The following is a 19,477-nucleotide window of genomic DNA, read 5'->3' as shown; positions in this document are numbered from 1 at the left end:
AAAATGATCGACGTTGTCTTGCCATTGGACACCTCTTCCTACGGTGGTGACTTTACCACCTAAATTGGTGTCCGGGTTCATTGAACCACTACAATTCTTATGGCTTGGATTGTGCTTCAATAAAGTTAAATCTACATGCAAGGAGCGCAGCATGATCATTCTTAGCGTACTTGATCACCCCTAATAGATGTGCCATAGCAAGACAGACGGAACTGTCTCCAACAAGGGTGTCTTCAGATTGATCTTACCTGCTCCTCTACTTTGCAGTATTGACGTGATTCACAAGAAAAATATACATCCTCGAAGAGCACCGCGAGCGCTTGGAATTATTTTGATCCAAACTACATACAACTACCCTTCGCTCAGTGAAAGCCTAAGCTTTTAATTTTACCAAAAGCATTTTAAATCAATCACCTAATAAACTATTTTCGTTAACCCATCATTTTTACTGCTCAGCCATAATCTGACGTCTACTCGCCCATGGGTTTTCTGAGGCAGTAACACCATCAGAGGTTGGGGTAAGTGACCATATGCGAGCTTCGATTCCATCGTTTTGTAGCTTACGCATGAAGTAACGAGCTTGAAGGGCGTCATGGGTTGCAATTACGACCTGAAATCCATGATCAACGATATAATCTCGAAGCACATCGAATACAGAGGCTGCGTGTACCAAGTCATGGTGCTGGGTTGGATCGTCCAGAAGCAAGCCGCGCCAAGAAGACCACTGATGATCTAGTGCCATTGACAACAGGAAGGTGAGTTGCAAATCCGTCAGCTGAGCCTCACTGGCTATCGTCGGTACCGGGACTAACTCCCCATGCAGCGGTGCGGATACTTCAGCGCGTTCCTTTCTATATGCGCTGCGAAAATCCAGATTTGTCCCAGTAAAGCGTTGCTCTCTAACTATTTGCTTCAAGAGCGCCTGCCACCGCGGAACTACGGCGAGCACGTGCTTTTGAACATTAGCAATTTCGGTGGATAGATGCTTACTGAGAGTATCCATTGCATTGCATAGCAGCAATAGACGCTGTTGGCTTGATTGTTCTTTATCTACTCGCTGACGAAGATTAGTGGCGAATTCATCCTCCGACAACTCACCGCGCCGACGATCTAGGAGGCTCTGAACAAAGCGCGCCTGCTCCAATTTTCTCCAGGCACCAATCTCGACTTTGATAGTTTGTAGTGTTTCTGAGTATCGAGTCAGTTCGGAGACTGAGGACTGCAACTGATCCTCTCGACTGCTCGCCACCTCGGCAGTCGGATCGCCGTCGAACGATAACTGGCGCCAAGAAGCTCGGACAGTAGCAAGTCGAGATTGCGCATCCGATAGTTGTGTTTCCAGGACAGATACCCTATTCGTCACGCCGTTCAGTTGAACCAGCTGCCGATCTAAGGCTGATTGCTCGGCGAGCACCTTGGCGCTCAGGTTTGCGACCTGAGTGGCATTTTGTTTTTGCGCCAAGGATAATTCTTCAAGCGTTTGTGCTGGCGAAGCGTCTGAAATGATTGCGTCCAATGCCGCGGTCGCCTGCTTTAGCATGCTGCTGGCCTCTGATCGTCCCTGCCGTGCGGAGTCCAATTCGCGAACAGCCGAATCGTAGGCGTTTTTGGCCTGATCAAAGACATCGTGGGCTAGAGGGCGCGCAAGATTGCGCTGCTTCTCGTCGAGCTGAAGTTTGGCCGAAGCATTTGCTTCTTCTCGGTGTCGGATTGACTCTTTCGCGAGCGGTACCGTATCGGCATTGAGCAGAGCATTGGTTCTAAGATCTTCTATGACCGCCCCGAGGTGTTCTTGCTGGACTTCCAGCTCAACAATTCTATCTTTGCATGCTCTCAATTCTGCTTCGGTGTGTGTGACCGCCTCTATGCATTCACGCAAAGCATCAATTGCTTTCTTGACGCGTCGTTCGGCTTCGACAACGTTAGGGTCGATAGCCTCTAGAGCCTTAGCAACACGTTTATGAAGGCCTTCTGCACCATGATTTTCACCACATAAGGGGCAGTCACCGCGCTCGCTTGGTAGGTGGGCCGCGATAGACGCCACGGCTTGCCGTATGGAATCAGCGGCCGAGGCCAAAGTCTCGTGATTGCTCCTAGCTGCATGCTCCTCTACTTCAGCGGAGACCTTTGACGAAACCGCGGCTCGAAGTTGCTCTTGAAGGGCATTCTCTCGTGCCTCTTCTTCACTGATATAGCCCTTGACAGCCGCAACGTGCTGAAGCGTCTGCTCCCAGCTCTCCAAGAGTTGATGCGCAGTGAGAAGGTCAGCGTCTACTTGTAGCAACGCCTTGCGTTCTCTGTCGATGAGGTCATGTTGGATGCAGAGCTGCTCGTTGCGTTCATGCTCGCGACGCAAGAGGGATGCCTGAGACTCGGCACTGTTTAATGTCTTTTCCGCGGTCTCCAGTAGCTGCTTTCGTTGATCGACGGTCTCTTTGGCTAGGGTCTCATCTGCGTATCGCTTGAGATGCTGAGCGATGGTATCACGCTCACCTTCTGCAGTGACCAACTCCAGTTGGAGCCTCTCATGACGGGCAGCTACTAGGGCGCGCTCCTCTTTCTTCTGCACAAGCTCTTGCGTAACAGTGATAAGTTCGTTACCAAGCTGCTCCGAACGTGCTTGCTCAGTAACGAATTGGCTTATGAGACCGTCAACTTCAGCTAGCGCCGTGATCTTATTACGAAGCCGGTCTAGCTTGGCTTTTACCAACTGTTCCAACGCATCGTGCAAAGTTTCCAAGCCATTCTGGCCCAACGAAGGCATCAGTAGGCCTGCGGGCAACTGTTCGAAGCATTGCGTCTGGCGTGCAATGTCCGAAATGGAGTCAGCGATGTGCTCTTTGCTACGAAGCGACTCTTGAGGCTGAGCAGCTGCTAGATCCCGATCACGGCTCAAGGCCTGCCATTCCCCAAACTCTTCTTCAAGCTTATCGATTGCTTCCTGGGCTTGTTTCAGTTGATCTTTGAGTGCGCGACGAATGCCACCAAGAGCAGAATTCACCTGAGTGCCATCTTTGCCAACCGGCAACCGTGCCAATTGAGAGCCTGCAACTTTGGCGTCTGCTTTTACCAGCCATTCCCCCTCACGCTGATCAAGTAGATGGGTAAGCCTAAGCAGAAACGGAATGTCCTCAGGGTCTGTCTCCGGAAAAAGAGGGCTTAAGTCACCCGTTCTCTCAATGTTACCGGTGTTGTTCACTTGAGAAGAGGCTTGCACGTCACCGAAATCCAGCCTCACTTGAGCTGTGGTTTCAGTATCTCGAATGATTGGAGAAAGATTCTCGCCAAGTCGGGAAATCTTACCAGTGAGGCCGAACTCGATGGCTTCAAAGAAAGACGTTTTTCCAGTGCCATTGGGGGCTAGGAGAATGGTTGCACCGCGGCTAAGCTCAATCGTGGTGTCGGCGCCAAACCTGCGTATGTTGGAAAGCGTAATGGACTTGAGATGTTTCATTGGGAGTCCTCGTCACCATATGCCGTAACCTTCAGGGCTTCAGCGATATCACCACCTGGCCTTCCAGACAGAAGCAATTCTCGCCACGTGTCCAAGTGCGGCTCCACCCATGAATGCACCTGGACCATTGAGCCCAAAGACGCTAATAGTGGATCGCTGATGGTGTCTGTGCTGCCCGAGGGCGAAAGAGTGGCTAAAAAGCCCCGGTCTAGAAAAGAGTCGACATCTTCCTGCTCTCTGACCACTATCTTTCTGCAGAAGCGATCATCCGCCTCGAGGCGAGCCGCGTCTTCTGACGTAATGCCTTCGATGGCCATGAACATGTAGAGGTCCGCCGTTTGCGGCTCTTCTAGCAAGTCACGGACATCCGCCGCCCACCGAAAGGCGATCTGGATTTTTGCTAAATCGAAGGGAAAAGCTGCGATCAACACGGTGCGCCAGCCCGCACCTCCCTGATTAACTCGCTTGAGTCGTAGCACAGTAGAGTCGATCTCAGTTGATGGTGATACCAATTCAAACATATTGGATATGGCAACTTCATAACGACCTTCAGCGCGCTTCTCGATTGCTGCAGCCATGTCAGGGATTGTTAGCATTTCAGATTCCTTTCGCGTTCATTTCGATGGCTGACTGGCGGGCGGACAGTCGATTTTGCCATTGTTTGGTGAAGTACTGTTGCACAGTGGCCAGAGTGCCCTTACGCAGATGACGAAACGCCCCAGATCTAGTTACGAGAAGGTGCGGCTGGCGCTCGGCTGCCATACTAGTAGCCGTATCGGCGTCATCAGCCATTCCTATGTCCAATAGCTCTGAGGGGGAGGCACTCACTCCTGAAAGGATCACGACCGGGGCAGGAGAGGGGCCGATAACAGTCATCAAAGGGTCGTCAGACAGCTCACGGACTTCAGCATCGGGGCCAGCGGGGCCAGACCAGTACTTAAGCGCGATGCTCAACACCTCCCCACAATCCGGGAAAGATGCCCAGCCGCTGCCGTTTCCACCGACCCCCACCGCAACCAGCAACAGGGTTTCAACTGCGGTGACTAACAGATCCAAAGTGCGAGGACCAAGGCGAAGTGCGTGCTTCGCATTTTTCCCTTCCGTTTCCGGGTACAGAAGCTGATCCAGAAATTTTCGGCGGCTCTCGGGATTCTTGGCGAACCCGTCCAACCATTCCAGCCAAACTGCTTCCATGGCACCAGCAAGGGCATGATCTGTAATGGCGGCAAGCTTTTTAGAAACACCTTGAATAAGCCCCTGCCACACTAAGTTGTCCATGGCGCTTGCGAGCGCATCAGCTTCGGCTCGCGTCTCGCCTAGTGTCTTAAATTCACGATCCAGCGCGCACGCGAGCCGTTCAGAGTTTTCGAGCCACGGGAGGTTGTTTAGGTCGTTCTCTGCGCAACCGAGCGTGTACCCGACTTCATGGCTGACGTTACTGCGCCACGTTGATTCGCCTAGCATCAGACTCTGACTGCCATTAGGCAGGTGTAAAGCCATGCGCAGTATTGCTATTGGAAGAGTGAGATTTGCTCCGGTGGAGGGCGTGTATGGGGCGTATATCCTTAGCTTCCGGGCTCCAGGTTCACTACTCCACATGTGTTCCACAACCCCCTGCGCAGATCCGGGAGCCGCCCCACCAAGATCATGAGTCCCTGCGAAAGACCATGATCTGCCAGCCGGCAGAACTTCGTCGCCTAAACGATACTGAGCCCAGGTTTCAATATCTGGGCGAAGCTCGTCCTTGAGTTCTCGGACTACCGCATGGCAGTCCAAAGCTGACACGTCAGATGTCTCGCCAGTGATGTACGTTATTAGGCGTTCAAGCGTCCGTTTCGGATCGGTAAAGTGCCGGCCGAGAGATTCAACGGAGCGTTGCTCTAGGGTCGCATCGTTGCCTACGCAGACTATGGTGACGCGACGCAAGGTGTCCCTGATGTGCTTCCAATCTTTGAACCCACACCAGGTCGTGAGCCAAAGGTAGGTTCGTTCGGTGGGGCCGTCCTTGCGATTGGCAAGTTCGTCCAAGTCAAGTCCGTCTTGGCGGCACAGCTTGCACAAGGCATCCAAATGGTCGACGGTCAGGTCTTTTTTTATCTTTAGGTTCGCACCGACTAGGGTCAGCTGAAACTGACGATCCGGGAGGGAATCGAAAGTGCCCAAGCCACCGTGCCTAGCGAGGCTGGCAAATGCCGAGTCTATGACTGAGCCAGCGGGCTCAGTGCCGGCAGATTTACCCTTGGATGCCTTGACCTGTTGTTTTGTCTTATCTGGATTCTTGGTGCAGAAATCGCTGGTTTGGCGTTTGACCTGCAGATGCTCAAAGGAGTCTGGGGAGTGGAGGATGACCACGTCATCCCACTCTTCGATACCGCCCTTTTCAGCTCCGATCGCGAGTGGAGCGCACCGTCCGTCAAGGAACTTATCAAGCATGTCCGACAAGCGCTGAGCAATTACCCGCCTCTCGTAATGAGACTTCTGCTCCAGCCGGAACCTTCTGATCATAAAGAAATCCTTTGCTTCATTACACCGACATACCAACCAGTTCCAATGGCTGTCTGTTGCATTACGAGATTAAAACCTAGCTAGCAGTAATAGACGATTACTACATGAACTCAACCCTGAAGGTCATCATCGACCAGCGGTGATTTAAATAAATAAGTGCGACTGCTGATTAGTGGTACGCTTCCGCTCGCCAAAGTAAAAGACGTGTCACCATAAGTTATCAGCAGTTGACCGAGGGGAAACGATACCAGATATCGGCTTTCCTTGCGCAGGGAGGTTCGGCGACAGCGATTGCCAGAGCAGCTGAGGTTCTTCGTTCGACAATCTACCGGGAGTTGAAATGCAACAGTAGCCAAGGAGCGTACGATCCCGGACAAGGATGTTCGCCAGGCAGAAAAACAGTTAAATCTGAAGCCTCGCAAATGCCTCGGGTTCAGGCAGCCCGAAATCGTGTTGAAAGAACAGATTCAGGCTGCATAGGCAGATGTATCACTTCGGAGTTGAATTCGCGTTACGGTAAATGCTCGTCACCGTGTTCGCAGTAGTGATTCATGAGCAACCACTTTACAGTACCTAAAACCCAACTTTGGATACTCATTACGGCCCGTAAATACAAAACAGTTGGTTTTGACCAGTTACAGGCACTGATCTATGCCAGCTACATCATCAAGGGGGTTATCCTGGAGAATCCAGAAATCGGGGGCAGAGTAACAATTCACTGGCGCTAGATTCGTGCTTTTGCTGAAAGCAACGATAATGTCCACTCTGTGCCGATAAGCGACCGTCCTGGTCGCTTATCGTTAACGGACATCAGTTTGTCCACTAACTTAACAACTATATTGTTTACTTAACTACTTTATTGTCTGCTTAAAGACTTTATTGTTTTGTTAACAACTTTATTGTTTGAGCACAGCCTGCTTGATAGCAGGCCTTTGAAAAGAGTTTATGCAGTGCGTTCGAACATCAGGTCCCAGACCCCATGCCCCAGACGCTCGCCGCGTTTCTGGAACTTGGTCACCGGGCGCCATTCCGGCTGCGGTGAGTACTGACCGTCACCGGCCACGTTCTGGTAGCCTTCTGCCGCGCTCATCACTTCCATCATGTGCTCGGCGTAGTTTTCCCAGTCAGTTGCCATGTGGAACACACCGCCTACTTTCAGCTTCTTACGCAGCGCCTGAGCGAATTCAGGCTGCACGATACGGCGTTTGTGGTGCTTTTTCTTGTGCCATGGATCCGGGAAGAACAGCTGCAGCGTGTCGAGGCTGCCATCCGGGATACACTGCGCCAATACTTCTACGGCATCGTCACAGTACACACGGATGTTCTCCAGACCTTCCAGCTTGGCGTTGTTGAGCAAACGGCCTACACCCGGACGGTGTACTTCGATACCGATGTAGTTCTTCTCTGGCTGATCCTTGGCCATGGAGATCAGGGAATCGCCCATACCAAAACCGATCTCCAGCACCACCGGTGCTTCACGACCAAAGACTTCGGCGGTATCGATCATGCCGTTTTCCAGCTCCAGGCCCATCAGCGGCCAGGCTTCATCGAAGCCGCGCTGCTGACCTTCGGTCATTCGACCGGCACGCAGCACAAAGCTACGTACCTTACGCATGTATTTCTTCTCTTCGCCTGCTTCAGATTCAGGCTGCTGTGGGATCTGTTCTTCGCTCATAGCTCTCGCTGCAGAAACGCAAAACCCGGTGACCAGCACCGGGCTCAGGCGTGTAACTCAGTTAATTACTTGATCAGGCCGTCCATCGGGGAGGAGGCACTGGCGTATTTCTTACGTGGCATGCGGCCAGCCAGGTAAGCTTCACGGCCCGCTTCGATCGCTTTACGCATCGCGGATGCCATCATGATCGGGTCTTTCGCCGCTGCGATTGCGGTGTTCATTAGTACACCTTCACAGCCCATCTCCATGGCGATGGCAGCATCAGACGCTGTACCTACACCCGCATCGACCAGTACCGGCACCTTGGCGCTTTCCATAATGATGTTGATATTGTGTGGGTTCAGGATGCCCAGACCGGAACCGATCAGGGAGCCCAGTGGCATCACCGCCACACAGCCCATGTCTTCCAGCTGTGCTGCGACAATCGGGTCGTCGTTGCAGTACACCATCACGTCAAAGCCGTCCTTCACCAGGGTTTCGGTCGCTTTGATGGTTTCCACCATGTTCGGGTACAGGGTCTTCTGGTCACCCAGTACTTCCAGCTTCACCAGGTTGTGACCGTCCAGCAGTTCACGCGCCAGGCGGCAGGTACGTACCGCGTCATCTGCGGTGTAGCAGCCAGCGGTGTTTGGCAGGATGGTGTATTTGTCCGGGGAAATGACGTCCAGCAGGTTAGGCTCGTCCGCATTCTGACCGATGTTGGTACGGCGTACCGCCACGGTTACGATCTCAGCGCCGCTGGCTGCGATTGCATCACGGGTTTCATCCAGGTCTTTGTACTTACCGGTACCGACCAGCAGACGGGAGTTGTAGCGCTTACCGGCAATTACCAAGGCGTCGTTTGCTTGCTCAGACATTCTTTTGTTCCCAGGTTTATCGTTATCGTATGGCTGATGAATCTACGGATGGTGGGTATGGCAGGCTCAACCACCACCAATCGCGTTGACGATTTCCACCGTGTCATTTTCCGCCAGCTGTGTGGTCGGATGCTCACTGCGAGGGATGATCTCCATGTTCAGCTCGATGGCGATACGCTTGCCGCTCAGGCCCAGCTGCTCCACCAAATCGGTCAGGGATGCGCCGTCGCGCACATCCAGAGAGTCACCGTTCAGATTAATCTGCATCGTTCAGTTTCCCGCTCAGTTGTATGGCTGAATAGGCCAGTGCGGCCCAGCCAACCAGAAATGCCAAGCCACCTATCGGCGTAACAGCACCCAACCAATGGGTACCGCTCAGTGCCAACAAATACAGGCTGCCAGAGAAGAGCACAATACCGAGGGCAAAACACCAGCCCGCCACATTTAGCGCACGGACAGGTTCACGCAACCCCAAGACCGCCACCACCAGCAACGCCAAGGTATGGTAGAACTGGTACTGCACGCCGGTTTGGTACACATCCATCAGGTAGGGTGCCAGGTAACCTTTCAGGCCGTGGGTACCAAATGCCCCAAGTGCTACGGCGATCAAACCGCTCAGGGCGGCCATCAGCAGAAAGATGGATGCGGGCATGGTCTGTCTCTGATACTCGTGAAGCGGGATTATAGCGTAAAGGGCAGCCGGTCGTCTTGACCTGCACACGTTCCACAGCCCGTATCGCAGACAAAAAAGAGCCGCAGTTTAGCGGCTCTTATGTGGTCGGTTGATGGTCACGGCAGCCCTTAGGCTTCCAGTGCCAATCGAATCTTCTTCATGGCGTTTTTCTCAAGCTGACGGATACGTTCCGCCGAGACCTGATACTTCGCGGCCAGTTCGTGCAGGGTGGCTTTCTCTTCGCGCAACCAACGCTGGATCAGGATGTCCTGGCTGCGCTCGTCCAGCTGCTGCATGGCGGTCATCAGCTGTTGTTCGGTTTCCTGCTTCCAGTTGGCATCTTCAACCTGGCTGGCCGGATCGGCACTCATATCTTCCAGGTAGTTCGCAGGGGCGTAGAAAGGGGTCTCGTCGTCATCCGCCACCGGCGCATCAAATGCGGTGTCGTTGGCAGCCAGACGGCCTTCCATTTCACGAACGGTTTTGGCTTCCACACCCAGATCATCCGCGACGGCTTTAACCTCGTCGTTGGTCATCCAGGTCAGGCCCTTTTTCATGGAACGCAGGTTGAAGAACAACTTACGTTGAGCCTTGGTGGTGGCTACTTTTACGATACGCCAGTTACGCAGGATAAACTCGTGCATTTCGGCCTTGATCCAATGCACTGCAAAGGAAACCAGACGTACACCCATGGTCGGATCGAAGCGACGGACCGCTTTCATCAGACCCACGTTACCCTCCTGGATCAGGTCACCCAACGGCAGACCGTAACCGGAATAGGACTTTGCTACGTGAACCACAAATCGCAGATGTGACATAACGAGCTGACGTGCAGATGCGACATCTTCCTCGTAGTAGAGACGCTCTGCCAGCTTACGCTCCTCATCTGCACTCAGTACAGGGATTGCACTTACGGATTGCACGTAGGCATCCAGATTGCGACCCGGAGAGAGGTTTTCAACGATTTGTAAGCTTGTGCCCAACTTTTTGACCTCGTATCTAATGACGAAAAAAGTGAATCCGTCACTGTGACCTGCTTGGCAGGATTTAGTTCCAACTCCGCTGAGGTTGGCACCTCAGTGAACAGTGTAAATTAGCGGGGAAAGATGAAGATTTCAAGACAGGAACGGCATCCTTTCGCCCGATTTGCGTCGTTTTCAGGGAAATCAGCGTTCAAATGGTGCAACAATGGCCCGAAACTAAAGGTTGGGGCCATAGACATATAAGCTTTGCGTGTTTAGCGGGGCTCTACTTCACGCAGGTGACGACCGACCGCCAGCCAGGCACCGGCCAGCCCCAACAGAGTACTGACCAGAATCAGCAGCAACGAGCCCAACCAACCCAGCCCCTGAATCTCAAACTGGCTTTCGTACAACTCAGCCAACTGCTCCACCGGTGGTTCCAGCAACATCAGGCTCACCTGCACCAAGACCCAGGCGATTACTCCACCCAGCAAACCAAACCAGGCACCGGTGTAGAGGAACGGACGACGCACCCACGCATTGGTTGCGCCCACCAACTTAGCCACGATGATCTCGTCACGGCGGTTTTCGATCAGTAGGCGGATGGTGTTACCTACCACCATCAACACGGCCAGGGCCAGCAAGACCCCAAACACGATCACACCACGCTCGGACACGGCGACAATCGCCGTCAGGCGCTGTACCCAGGCCATATCCAGCACCGCCTCTTCCACCTCCGGCAGCTCAGCGAGTTGCTCCCGCAGCAACGGCAAGGTGGTGGCATCTTTGCCTCTTGGCAGCACCACAATCACGCTGGGTAGCGGGTTATCCGACAGGTACTGTAGCACATCATCCAGGCCGGTGGTGCGACGAAACTCCAGCAGGCCTTGCTCTTTACTGATCAGCTCTACGGCGGAGAGATCATCGCGCAGCAACAGTTGCCGACTGACCTGTTCGGCCTTGGCTTCGGTGACGCTGGTATGCAGGTAAAGAGAGATACGCGGCTCAGTGCCCCAGCCTTCGCTCAAGCCATGCAGGTTTTTCAGTCCCGCCAGCAACGCCCCCGGCAACGCCAGTGCTATCGCCAGTACGGCGAGGGTCATCAGGGTCGATAGCGGGGACGCCCAAAGGCGGTGATAGGCATTGGCCGCTACATCCGCATGGTTGCGAATCCAGCTGCGGCGCGCATCGGCAAACTTGATCCGATGGCGCTCCGCCCCCTTCTGAGGAGCGGCCGTCTGGGGTGCAGCCTTCGGCTGCGACTGAGCTTGTTTACCCTGACGGGTTGGCTTGGTCGTTGGCTGCTGACGCACCGCGCCACGACGACGCTCTTCCACTCGATTAGGCACCGGCCACCAGCCTCCCACGTTTCAGGGTCAGGATACGGTTGCGCATGCGCGAGATCAGGTTGAGATCGTGACTCGCGATCAGCACGGTGGTGCCGTGACGGTTGAATTCCATGAACAGGCGCATGATCTCTTCCGACAATGCCGGGTCGAGGTTACCGGTCGGCTCGTCCGCCAGCAGCAGTTGCGGCTTATTGACGATTGCACGGGCGATCCCCACACGCTGCTGTTCACCGGTGGACAGCATGACCGGATTCATCTTCTCTTTGGAGAGCAATCCCACCTTGTCCAGCGCCGCGCGCACACGACGGGCCGCATCTTCCGGCGAGTAACCGGAGATATCCAACGGCAGGGCGATATTGTCAAACACGGTGCGATCAAAGAGCAACTGGTGATTCTGGAACACCACGCCGATCTTACGGCGCAGGTACGGGATCTCACCGCCTTTCATCCGGGACAGATCCTGATCACCCACAAACACGTTGCCCTGGGTCGGGCGCTCCATCAGCATGATCAGCTTCAACAGGGTACTTTTCCCCGCACCCGAGTGGCCGGTCAGAAACGCCATCTCCCCGCGCGTGAGGTCGAAACTGATATCACTCAGGGCATCTTGCCCGGTGGCAAAGCGTTTACTGACTCGATCGAAGCGGATCATCCGTTGTCTACTCTTTGTTACTCTTCGAAGAGGGCGTCGACAAACTCGTCGGAGTTAAATGGACGCAGATCGTCGATCTGCTCGCCCACGCCGATAAAGCGGATCGGCAACTCCATCTGCTTGGCGATCGCGAAGATCACACCGCCTTTGGCGGTACCGTCCAATTTGGTGAGGGTGATACCGGATACGCCCACGGCTTCTTTAAAGGTTTTCGCCTGGCTCAGTGCGTTCTGACCGGTACCCGCATCCAGTACCAGCATCACTTCGTGTGGGGCGTCTGGCGATAGTTTCTTCATCACACGCACGACTTTTGCCAGCTCGTCCATCAGGTGGTCTTTGTTCTGCAGACGACCGGCGGTATCGGCGATCAGGACATCAACGTTTTTCGCCTGTGCAGACTGCACCGCATCGTAGATCACGGATGCGGAATCGGCACCGGTGTGCTGTGCGACAACCGGCACGTCGTTACGCTCACCCCAGACCTGCAACTGCTCAACCGCTGCCGCACGGAAGGTATCACCCGCTGCCAGCATGACAGACTTACCTTCTGCCTGGAATTTCTTCGCCAGCTTACCGATGGTGGTGGTTTTACCTACACCGTTCACACCCACCATCAGGATCACGTACGGCCCCTCTTTGGCTTCTACCTTCAGCGGCTCATCTACTTCGTGCAGCAGCGCAGCCAGCTCCTCTTTCAGGGCAACCTGCAGCGCCTGGGCATCACCCAACTGCTTACGCTCAACCTTGTCGGTCAGGCGTTCGATAATCTCGGTGGTCGCTTCCACACCCACGTCGGCCATCAGCAACAGCGTTTCGATCTCTTCCAGCAGATCGTCGTCAATCTCTTTAGCACCCAGGAACAGGTTACCCAGCTGCTTGGTCAGGTTCGCCTTGGTGCGGGTCAGTCCCGCCTTGATGCGGGCGAAGAAACGGCCTTTTTTCTCAGGTTCCGGCTCAGCTGCCAAAATGAGCGCTGGCGCTGCGACAACCGGCTCTGGCTGTGGCTCAGGTTCCGGCTCTCGTACGGGCTCAACCGGCTCGACGACAACGTCAGGTTCTACAACCGCTTCCGGCTGTTCGCGGGTAGGTTCTTCGGCAACCACCTCTTCTACCGGCGCTTCTTCAGCGGGTTCAGGTACGGTTTCTGCTGCAGGCTCTGGTTCTGCTGCTGGCCCTTGTTCTGCTGAAGGCTCTTTTTCTGCTAGAGGCTCTTCTTTCGCGACCGGTTCTTCTACCGACGGTTTCGCTTCAACCTCGGCTTCAGCAACCGCCGTTTCTTCGGTCGATACAACCTTTTCTTTCGCTTCGTCGCCGCCGCCAAACAGCGATTTCAGTTTCTTAAACATCAGTATTCCTCAATACAGCACGCACCCCGCTTGGGATTTCCCAACCGGCAGTACCCTGCTGCAAAACAAGCGCATAAATAAAAAATCAGTTTCCGGCGTCTGACGAGGGTCTGAGATGCTAGAATCCGGCGCATACGCCCGGCGTGCTTCGATCAGACCAGCTCACTATAACGCTGACTCGTTGCAGATCATGAGTCATTTTGAATTACCGCCCGGTATCTTATCATAGAGCGCCAATATCCATACAAAGGAAAGGACTGTCGCGACTTATGTCTGAACCCTACAAGCCGCTGTTTAATCGTACCTACCTGAAAATCATCATGTGGGTATCGGCGATCACCATCCTGTACCTGGCTACGCTGGATTCTCGGGAGCCGGATTATCTGGAGCTGAACCGTGCAGAGAACCTGCCGGTGTACTGGGTTGAGCACAACGCCGACACCACCAACCTGAGCGTACTGCTCCCCACCGGCAGCGCGATCAGCAACAGCGAAAAACAACTGCAGACGCTGCTGGCCCAGATACTTGAAAGCCAGCTTGGGGCCCAAGTCCTGCCCAATTCCGTGCGTTACAGCCTGCGTCAGGCACAGGACCACCTGAACCTCGAGTTCAACCTCACAGCCGTGGATCAGCAGCCTGACTGGCAGTCATTGTTCGCCAATCTGCAGCAACCGATCGAACCGGTATTGTGGCAACCGGTGCTGGAAAAGCTGAAAGCCCGCGACTATCTGCAATCCCATAAAACCGATCAGCAGCTGCTGAACAGTTTTTTCAGCCGCCTGACCGGTGGCGACCAGCAAGACCCGCTGATGCAATTGAATAACCGCTATCAGGGAATGCTCAACAACGCCCGTTTCTTTGTATCCGGGAACGAAGCTGAAGAGTTGGCAGAACAGCTCGCTGAACATCCACCGCGCCTGGTACCGTCATCACTGAGTGCACGTCAGCTAAGTAGCCACCCTCAAGTACAGATCCTGCCTGCCACCAACGACAGTCGCTTCCACCTTTTACTGGGTTCTGCCATCCCACCGCGCACCAGCGATCAGTTTGCCGTACATAAGCTGGCCGCTCACCTGTTGCAGGATGCGCTGGCACAAACTAACGAGCGCCTGAGCTTCGATTACCGTCAGCTTTGGTCATCCCTGCAGGATGGTGGTTACAGTGCGCTGCTTCTGCATTCAGATCAGCCCCTGGATAACCTACTGACTGCGCTGCGCAACCGCCTCACACCTGAACTGGCCGAGAGAAGCCGCAATCAGGTAATTGAAAACTGGCAGGAGCGTATGACTGACGAACAAAACCAGCTGACAGCCCTGCAACAGGTGGCACTCTATCAGCTGCCGCTCGATACGCTGGCCAACTACAGTGAACAGCTGCGTGTTGTCAGCAGCGATCAGATTGTGATGCTGGCCAGTGCGAGCCTGGACCGGGATAATCAGATCCTGATCACCATCGACAACCGACCATCCGCTAACTAAGCAGAGATTCAGAACTTCAATGGGAAGACGCAATCCACCCCGCAGAAACCAATCCCCTACCGAAAAACCATCACAGTTGCGCATCATCGGCGGTGAGTGGCGCGGTCGTAAGATCCCGTTCACCCCGCTACCGGGGCTGCGTCCAACGCCTGACCGGGTACGCGAAACCCTGTTCAACTGGTTGCAGCCGTATCTTGCTGGCGCCCATTGCCTGGACCTGTTTAGTGGTAGCGGCGCATTGGGTTTTGAAGCACTGTCACGGGGTGCTGAAACGGTTACCTTTATCGACCAGGAACCATCAGTAGTGCGTCAGTTGCGCGACAACCTGCAGTTGCTGCGCTGTAACCGTGCCGAGGTGATTCAGGATTCGGTGCTGAGCTGGTTGGAACGCCGTATCGCCGATGAAGAGCAGCGCTACGACATCATCTTTATGGACCCGCCGTTCCGCAAAGACCTGGCGGCACCGTGCTGTGAACTGCTGGAGCAACGCGGCATGCTTGCCGCAGAAGCGGTGATCTATGTAGAAACCGAATCCGACCTGACCGGCTCAGTAGTCCCTGCCAACTGGCAGCAACACCGCCAGAAGGAAGCAGGGCAGGTACGTTATCAGCTGTTTATTCGTGAAGCGTTGCTGTGACACTATTCTACGTTCTTCAATTAGAAGAGAGCATGGGTATGAGAGTCAGACTCTCATACCCTGAAGGTAGGTATCGATCACCTGCTCCGCCTGTTTTTTGCCCTTGCACAGCGCAGGCGTCGTCAGTGAAGTATTGATCAGGCTAAAGATCAGGATCAGCAGGTTATCGACAACCAGATCCTGCTTGCCCGTTTTGGTTGGAATCAGCTTTTGCTTACGGGCTTTCTTGATGAGTTTGCCCAGGGAATCACGCCAGCGGTTTCGCTCCTCGCTCAGCTGCGGAGCGATATGTTCCAGTTCAGGGCATGCACCGCCCATCTGCATATAAAACACCTGCCAACGTTGGGTATAAGTTGCCTTACCCACCACCAGCTTGAACCACTCAAGCAAAAAGTCCCTCAGCGCAACCAAAGCATCCTGTCGTGCGGCCTGCAATTGATCGAGAAAGATCCCTTCCAGCGGCAAAGCGCGCTCCTCGTAGAGTGTTTCCACCAGATCGGTGCGGTTCTTAAAATGCCAGTACAACGCGCCATGGGTTACCTCGGCACCTGCAGCGATCGACTTCAAGCTGGTCTGACTAATCCCCTGCCGGCTGAACATCTCAAGCGCCGTATCCAATAAGGCTTGTTTCGTTTGTTCCGCTTGCTCTTTGGTGCGTCTGGCCACGTTACCTCCTGTCTGTGTTGCCGCCATTATGCTAACGCAAAATGACGACATTCCCTGTTACAAACAGATTAAGGTTAACATTTTGTGACTCATTTGTTACTGCACGGGCAGCGCATCATCCAGATAGAAACGCCCCTCCAGGGATTTAAGCTCTTGTGCCGTGATGCCTTCAGGTAAGGTAAAGCGCGCCTGGAATCGACTGCCCGCACGCACCTCTCCGTCCACATGGGCAACCGCTCGCAGTACTTTTTCGCCTTTTTGGATCAGCAAGCCGATGACCACCTGCGTCAAACGCGGACCGTCGCTGTAGCGCCACTGGGTATCCAGTGTTTTGGCGTCCGGTGCGCTGCTTTGTTCCAGCTTCAGGCGCGTCTCAATCGCTTTTACAAAGTTTGCGTGAGCCTGCTGCCGGCGCGCTTCCTGCTTGGCTTGTTCATGCTGAACATAGGCACCAAACGCAGTACCCAACAACGCCTGTAGACCTCCACCCTCACCTGCCTGGGCGGATTCGCCCTGCTGCCAGAGCACGTTGTTTTTGAGAAGACTGGCGTACTGTGGGTTGCGCTCGCCCGGCGCATAATACGGTTTCACCGCCTGACCTACTTTTGCAGTTTCTGCCTGACGTTCAGCGTTTACCGGGTGGTCATGCGCAAACAACGCACGAGCATTGCCCTGCAGTGTGTACTGCCGCGCCCAGATGCGGCTGGCAGCCAGGGGATCAAATCCTGCCAGCGCACTGTACAGAATGCCGATACGGTCCGCTTCACGCTCGCTTTCATGGGTAAACGCCGCCTGATACGCCCCTTTGCGCGCGGACTTCGAGCCAGCAATTGCACTTACCTGCGCATGGCTCTGTCGTTCAAAGACATGGTTGGCCACTGTATGCGCGATCTCATGACCGATGACCGCAGCCAGTTCGTCATCGTTTTTCAGCTGCTCCATGAGCCCCAGATGTACCACGATATACGTACCGCCGGTGGTAAAGGCGTTAAAGCTGTCACGGTCGATCAGCACCGGCTGCCAGCGCTCATTGCTCAGGTGACTGACTGTATGGATGCGGTCGAACACACGCACCAGGCGGTAGTACTGCGGCCTGTTCAGCGCAGCATCAACTTTGCGCCCCTCTTTTTTCTCTTTTGCCAGTATCTGCTCAACGTACTGATTGCCCTTGGCAATCTGCTCGGCACGTCCTGCAAAGCTGAGGCTGCGCTGGCCAGTCACGCGGTCCTCCTCGCTGACCACATCTGCCACCTGGTATAAACCTTTGTCTATCTGCTGCAAGGTCTGACAGCCACTCAGCGCCCACAGCGCTGCTAAAGCCAGCAGAAACCTTTTCATCCATTGCATCTGAATACCCCTACGTTATATATACAAATTGCATAAAAAACGATTTTTTTATTCCTGATTCAAATCAAATCATTCCATTATAGTATTTGTACGCCACTTGCAATTCCGCTACTATGCCGCGAATGCAATATTGCTAATATTTGATCGGAAGCTTACCCCTGCGGGTCCAGTATGAATATCGCCGTATATCCAGGAACCTTTGATCCTATCACTAACGGTCATTCCGACCTGGTGGAGCGCGCCGCCAAGCTTTTTGACAAGGTCGTCGTAGCCATCGCGGAAAGCCCTAAAAAGCAGCCTATGCTGCCGTTGGAGCTACGTATTTCACTGGTCCATGATGTAGTGGGTCACCTGGACAATGTCGAGGTTGCGGGTTTTGACTGTCTGCTCGCAGATCTTGTCAAAGACCACAATGCAAACATTATACTGCGTGGCTTGCGGGCGGTATCCGATTTCGAATACGAGTTCCAGCTGGCCAATATGAACCGACAGCTGGCACCTCAGGCAGAGAGTATTTTTCTGACTCCCGCGGAGCACTTGTCGTTCATTTCATCGACCCTGATCCGTGAAATAGCCTCGTTGGGCGGCGATGTTAACAAATTCGTCCATCCTTCGGTGGCTTTAGCCCTGAAAGAGCATCTGGGCAATAAATAATATATTTTATTCAGTGAGGTAGCCGTCATGGCATTGATCATTACCGATGAATGCATCAACTGTGATGTATGCGAACCGGAGTGCCCGAATGAGGCGATCACTCCTGGGGATGAGATTTACGAGATTGACCCTGCAAAATGTACTGAGTGTGTAGGTCACTACGATACTCCGCAGTGTGTAGAGGTTTGCCCGGTTGACTGTATTCCTAAAGATCCGGATCACGAAGAGACCCAGGATCAGCTGATGGAAAAATACAAGCAGCTGACTGGCGCCTAAGCTTCTGATTTCTATAAAAAAGCAGGCTATATGCCTGCTTTTTTATTGTCTAGAATACGATACCCTGATCAACTGTAAGGTTGAAAATTTGCTATAGCTCAGCAAAATGTTTTGTTTTAGGATTCTAAGACGTTTTTCTTAGAGAAAACTCCCCGCTGTCGCTCAAATTATCCTAGACTATCAGGAGTTTTTTGGTTCATCGGTTATGGAAAGAAACATGTCAGAAGTGGCTGTCGCCCCTGCGACGTCTGAAGCGCAGAAAGCAATACTGATTTCAGACACAGAGACACTTGCCCAGCAGTTAGCTGCACTGCTGCCTGACGCCAGTGAAATGGATACCCATGCGTTCTCTGATGGCGCGCCATCAGCCGAGACGATCAAGAACAACCTGGTTCTGGTCGACTGCAGTGCGGCAGACTGGGCAAACACCCTGAAACTCTTAGAAGAGCTGCAGTCCGCAGCTGAAGACACAACCGTAGCGTTACTGAATGTCGCTGAAGAGCAAGACCTGCAGGACGCGCTCAAATGGCCTGTGCTGAGCGGTGTCTTTACCGAAGATATGGGTGAAGAACTGTTGGAAAAAGGCCTGAGCGAACTGCTGGAAGGCCGTTACTGGTTCTCTCGCAGCCAAATGAACGAGATGGCCAGTTTCCGTAAAGCGCCGCGCTCCGCCTCCAAGCTGACCGAAGCGCTCAGCCCCCGCGAGCTGGAAGTACTGGACCTGACGTCCCAGGGTAAGAGCAACGCCGACATCGCTAAGACGCTGTTCCTGAGCCAGCACACGGTAAAAACCCACCTGTACAACCTGTACAAAAAGATCGGTGTGGTTAACCGAACCCAGGCGGTTCACTGGTACCAGGAAAACAACTAAGTTTTCTCCGAACATAAGAAAAGCCCGCAACAGATGACTGCCGCGGGCTTTTTTGTGTCTTTAGGTTCGGCGATT

Annotated in this window: 18 protein-coding genes and 2 pseudogenes; 7 read left to right on the top strand and 13 right to left on the bottom strand. The window is 53.8% G+C overall.

Features of this window, described 5'->3' with window-relative positions; translation table 11 throughout:
- Positions 1–445: 445 nt before the first annotated feature.
- From QKW35_RS08155 to QKW35_RS08145, 3 genes are read right to left on the bottom strand one after another with little or no spacing between them, the layout of a single operon-like run.
- Positions 446–3,454 carry an AAA family ATPase gene (locus tag QKW35_RS08155; protein ID WP_282352191.1) on the bottom strand — a complete coding sequence of 1,003 codons (3,009 nt, stop codon included), beginning with the start codon at positions 3,452–3,454 and terminating at the stop codon, positions 446–448.
- Positions 3,451–4,050 carry an ABC-three component system middle component 1 gene (locus QKW35_RS08150; protein ID WP_282352189.1) on the bottom strand — a complete coding sequence of 200 codons (600 nt, stop codon included), beginning with the start codon at positions 4,048–4,050 and terminating at the stop codon, positions 3,451–3,453. Before QKW35_RS08150 ends, QKW35_RS08155 begins: the two co-directional genes overlap by 4 nt.
- Before the next feature lies 1 nt (position 4,051).
- Positions 4,052–5,959, bottom strand: coding sequence for an ABC-three component system protein (locus QKW35_RS08145; RefSeq protein WP_282352186.1), 1,908 nt, complete (start codon positions 5,957–5,959; stop codon positions 4,052–4,054).
- A gap of 212 nt (positions 5,960–6,171) precedes the next feature.
- Between QKW35_RS08145 and QKW35_RS08140 the strand changes: the two are divergent.
- A pseudogene (locus QKW35_RS08140) lies at positions 6,172–6,318 on the top strand (helix-turn-helix domain-containing protein); the annotation flags it as partial.
- 1 nt (position 6,319) lies between these two features.
- A pseudogene (locus QKW35_RS21315) lies at positions 6,320–6,439 on the top strand (IS30 family transposase); the annotation flags it as partial.
- Positions 6,440–6,902: 463 nt separating this feature from the next.
- Here QKW35_RS21315 and trmB read toward each other — a convergent pair.
- The 8 genes from trmB to ftsY form a co-directional block, all read right to left on the bottom strand.
- On the bottom strand, positions 6,903–7,634 hold the full coding sequence (trmB, locus tag QKW35_RS08135) for a tRNA (guanosine(46)-N7)-methyltransferase TrmB (protein WP_282352183.1): 732 nt from the start codon (positions 7,632–7,634) through the stop codon (positions 6,903–6,905).
- A gap of 65 nt (positions 7,635–7,699) precedes the next feature.
- Complete coding sequence (locus tag QKW35_RS08130) at positions 7,700–8,491, bottom strand: thiazole synthase (RefSeq protein WP_282352180.1); 792 nt, start codon at positions 8,489–8,491, stop codon at positions 7,700–7,702.
- A 66-nt stretch (positions 8,492–8,557) separates the two neighbouring features.
- Positions 8,558–8,758 (bottom strand): sulfur carrier protein ThiS, encoded by a 201-nt coding sequence (gene thiS / locus QKW35_RS08125; RefSeq protein WP_282352178.1) that lies wholly within the window; start codon positions 8,756–8,758, stop codon positions 8,558–8,560.
- The gene (locus QKW35_RS08120) at positions 8,748–9,143 is read right to left on the bottom strand and encodes a DUF423 domain-containing protein (RefSeq protein ID WP_282352175.1); all 396 of its coding nucleotides are present in this window, start codon (positions 9,141–9,143) and stop codon (positions 8,748–8,750) included. Before QKW35_RS08120 ends, thiS begins: the two co-directional genes overlap by 11 nt.
- A 149-nt stretch (positions 9,144–9,292) precedes the next feature.
- On the bottom strand, positions 9,293–10,147 hold the full coding sequence (gene rpoH, locus QKW35_RS08115; RefSeq protein ID WP_282352174.1) for an RNA polymerase sigma factor RpoH: 855 nt from the start codon (positions 10,145–10,147) through the stop codon (positions 9,293–9,295).
- Positions 10,148–10,401: 254 nt separating this feature from the next.
- Entirely contained in the window at positions 10,402–11,475 is a 1,074-nt protein-coding gene (ftsX, locus tag QKW35_RS08110) for a permease-like cell division protein FtsX (RefSeq protein ID WP_282352172.1), read from the bottom strand.
- Positions 11,468–12,127, bottom strand: coding sequence for a cell division ATP-binding protein FtsE (gene ftsE, locus QKW35_RS08105; protein ID WP_282352170.1), 660 nt, complete (start codon positions 12,125–12,127; stop codon positions 11,468–11,470). The genes ftsX and ftsE overlap by 8 nt, the downstream gene beginning before the upstream one ends.
- 17 nt (positions 12,128–12,144) lie before the next feature.
- Positions 12,145–13,473 carry a signal recognition particle-docking protein FtsY gene (gene ftsY, locus QKW35_RS08100; protein ID WP_282352169.1) on the bottom strand — a complete coding sequence of 443 codons (1,329 nt, stop codon included), beginning with the start codon at positions 13,471–13,473 and terminating at the stop codon, positions 12,145–12,147.
- Positions 13,474–13,742: 269 nt separating this feature from the next.
- Here ftsY and QKW35_RS08095 point away from each other — a divergent pair, with 269 nt between their 5' ends.
- Positions 13,743–14,951, top strand: a complete 1,209-nt coding sequence (locus QKW35_RS08095; RefSeq protein WP_282352168.1) for a peptidase M16 family protein — start codon at positions 13,743–13,745, stop codon at positions 14,949–14,951.
- A gap of 19 nt (positions 14,952–14,970) precedes the next feature.
- Entirely contained in the window at positions 14,971–15,588 is a 618-nt protein-coding gene (rsmD, locus tag QKW35_RS08090) for a 16S rRNA (guanine(966)-N(2))-methyltransferase RsmD (RefSeq protein ID WP_282352167.1), read from the top strand.
- Positions 15,589–15,633: 45 nt separating this feature from the next.
- On the opposite strand, the gene QKW35_RS08085 is transcribed toward rsmD, so the two are convergent.
- Together QKW35_RS08085 and QKW35_RS08080 are read right to left on the bottom strand one after the other, a co-directional pair.
- Complete coding sequence (locus QKW35_RS08085) at positions 15,634–16,254, bottom strand: TetR family transcriptional regulator (RefSeq protein WP_282352165.1); 621 nt, start codon at positions 16,252–16,254, stop codon at positions 15,634–15,636.
- 96 nt (positions 16,255–16,350) lie between these two features.
- A complete protein-coding gene (locus QKW35_RS08080) occupies positions 16,351–17,592 on the bottom strand; it encodes a M48 family metallopeptidase (protein ID WP_282352164.1) in 1,242 nt (413 codons plus the stop codon).
- A gap of 180 nt (positions 17,593–17,772) precedes the next feature.
- On the opposite strand from QKW35_RS08080, the gene coaD reads away from it, so the two are divergent.
- From coaD to QKW35_RS08065, 3 genes are all read left to right on the top strand, one after another.
- Positions 17,773–18,255 (top strand): pantetheine-phosphate adenylyltransferase, encoded by a 483-nt coding sequence (gene coaD, locus QKW35_RS08075; protein WP_282352163.1) that lies wholly within the window; start codon positions 17,773–17,775, stop codon positions 18,253–18,255.
- Between the two features lie 27 nt (positions 18,256–18,282).
- Positions 18,283–18,531 carry a YfhL family 4Fe-4S dicluster ferredoxin gene (locus QKW35_RS08070; RefSeq protein ID WP_282352162.1) on the top strand — a complete coding sequence of 83 codons (249 nt, stop codon included), beginning with the start codon at positions 18,283–18,285 and terminating at the stop codon, positions 18,529–18,531.
- A gap of 217 nt (positions 18,532–18,748) precedes the next feature.
- Positions 18,749–19,402, top strand: coding sequence for a LuxR C-terminal-related transcriptional regulator (locus tag QKW35_RS08065; protein ID WP_282352161.1), 654 nt, complete (start codon positions 18,749–18,751; stop codon positions 19,400–19,402).
- Positions 19,403–19,477 lie beyond the last annotated feature (75 nt).

It is taken from the genome of Pontibacterium granulatum (assembly GCF_029961155.1).
Classification (GTDB): domain Bacteria; phylum Pseudomonadota; class Gammaproteobacteria; order Pseudomonadales; family Balneatricaceae; genus Pontibacterium; species Pontibacterium granulatum.
Note: the sequence above shows the minus strand (reverse complement) of the source record. Positions and strands in the feature narration are given on the sequence as shown.

Excerpts from the sequence above, each read along its gene's own strand:
- trmB (WP_282352183.1), bottom strand. The coding sequence starts at position 7,634 with ATGAGCGAAGAACAGATCCCACAGCAGCCTGAATCTGAAGCAGGCGAA.
- ftsY (WP_282352169.1), bottom strand. The coding sequence starts at position 13,473 with ATGTTTAAGAAACTGAAATCGCTGTTTGGCGGCGGCGACGAAGCGAAA.
- QKW35_RS08080 (WP_282352164.1), bottom strand. The coding sequence starts at position 17,592 with ATGAAAAGGTTTCTGCTGGCTTTAGCAGCGCTGTGGGCGCTGAGTGGC.
- rsmD (WP_282352167.1), top strand. The coding sequence starts at position 14,971 with ATGGGAAGACGCAATCCACCCCGCAGAAACCAATCCCCTACCGAAAAA.
- QKW35_RS08120 (WP_282352175.1), bottom strand. The coding sequence starts at position 9,143 with ATGCCCGCATCCATCTTTCTGCTGATGGCCGCCCTGAGCGGTTTGATC.
- QKW35_RS08095 (WP_282352168.1), top strand. The coding sequence starts at position 13,743 with ATGTCTGAACCCTACAAGCCGCTGTTTAATCGTACCTACCTGAAAATC.
- coaD (WP_282352163.1), top strand. The coding sequence starts at position 17,773 with ATGAATATCGCCGTATATCCAGGAACCTTTGATCCTATCACTAACGGT.
- QKW35_RS08070 (WP_282352162.1), top strand. The coding sequence starts at position 18,283 with ATGGCATTGATCATTACCGATGAATGCATCAACTGTGATGTATGCGAA.
- QKW35_RS08130 (WP_282352180.1), bottom strand. The coding sequence starts at position 8,491 with ATGTCTGAGCAAGCAAACGACGCCTTGGTAATTGCCGGTAAGCGCTAC.
- thiS (WP_282352178.1), bottom strand. The coding sequence starts at position 8,758 with ATGCAGATTAATCTGAACGGTGACTCTCTGGATGTGCGCGACGGCGCA.
- QKW35_RS08155 (WP_282352191.1), bottom strand. The coding sequence starts at position 3,454 with ATGAAACATCTCAAGTCCATTACGCTTTCCAACATACGCAGGTTTGGC.
- QKW35_RS08150 (WP_282352189.1), bottom strand. The coding sequence starts at position 4,050 with ATGCTAACAATCCCTGACATGGCTGCAGCAATCGAGAAGCGCGCTGAA.
- ftsE (WP_282352170.1), bottom strand. The coding sequence starts at position 12,127 with ATGATCCGCTTCGATCGAGTCAGTAAACGCTTTGCCACCGGGCAAGAT.
- QKW35_RS08145 (WP_282352186.1), bottom strand. The coding sequence starts at position 5,959 with ATGATCAGAAGGTTCCGGCTGGAGCAGAAGTCTCATTACGAGAGGCGG.
- QKW35_RS08065 (WP_282352161.1), top strand. The coding sequence starts at position 18,749 with ATGTCAGAAGTGGCTGTCGCCCCTGCGACGTCTGAAGCGCAGAAAGCA.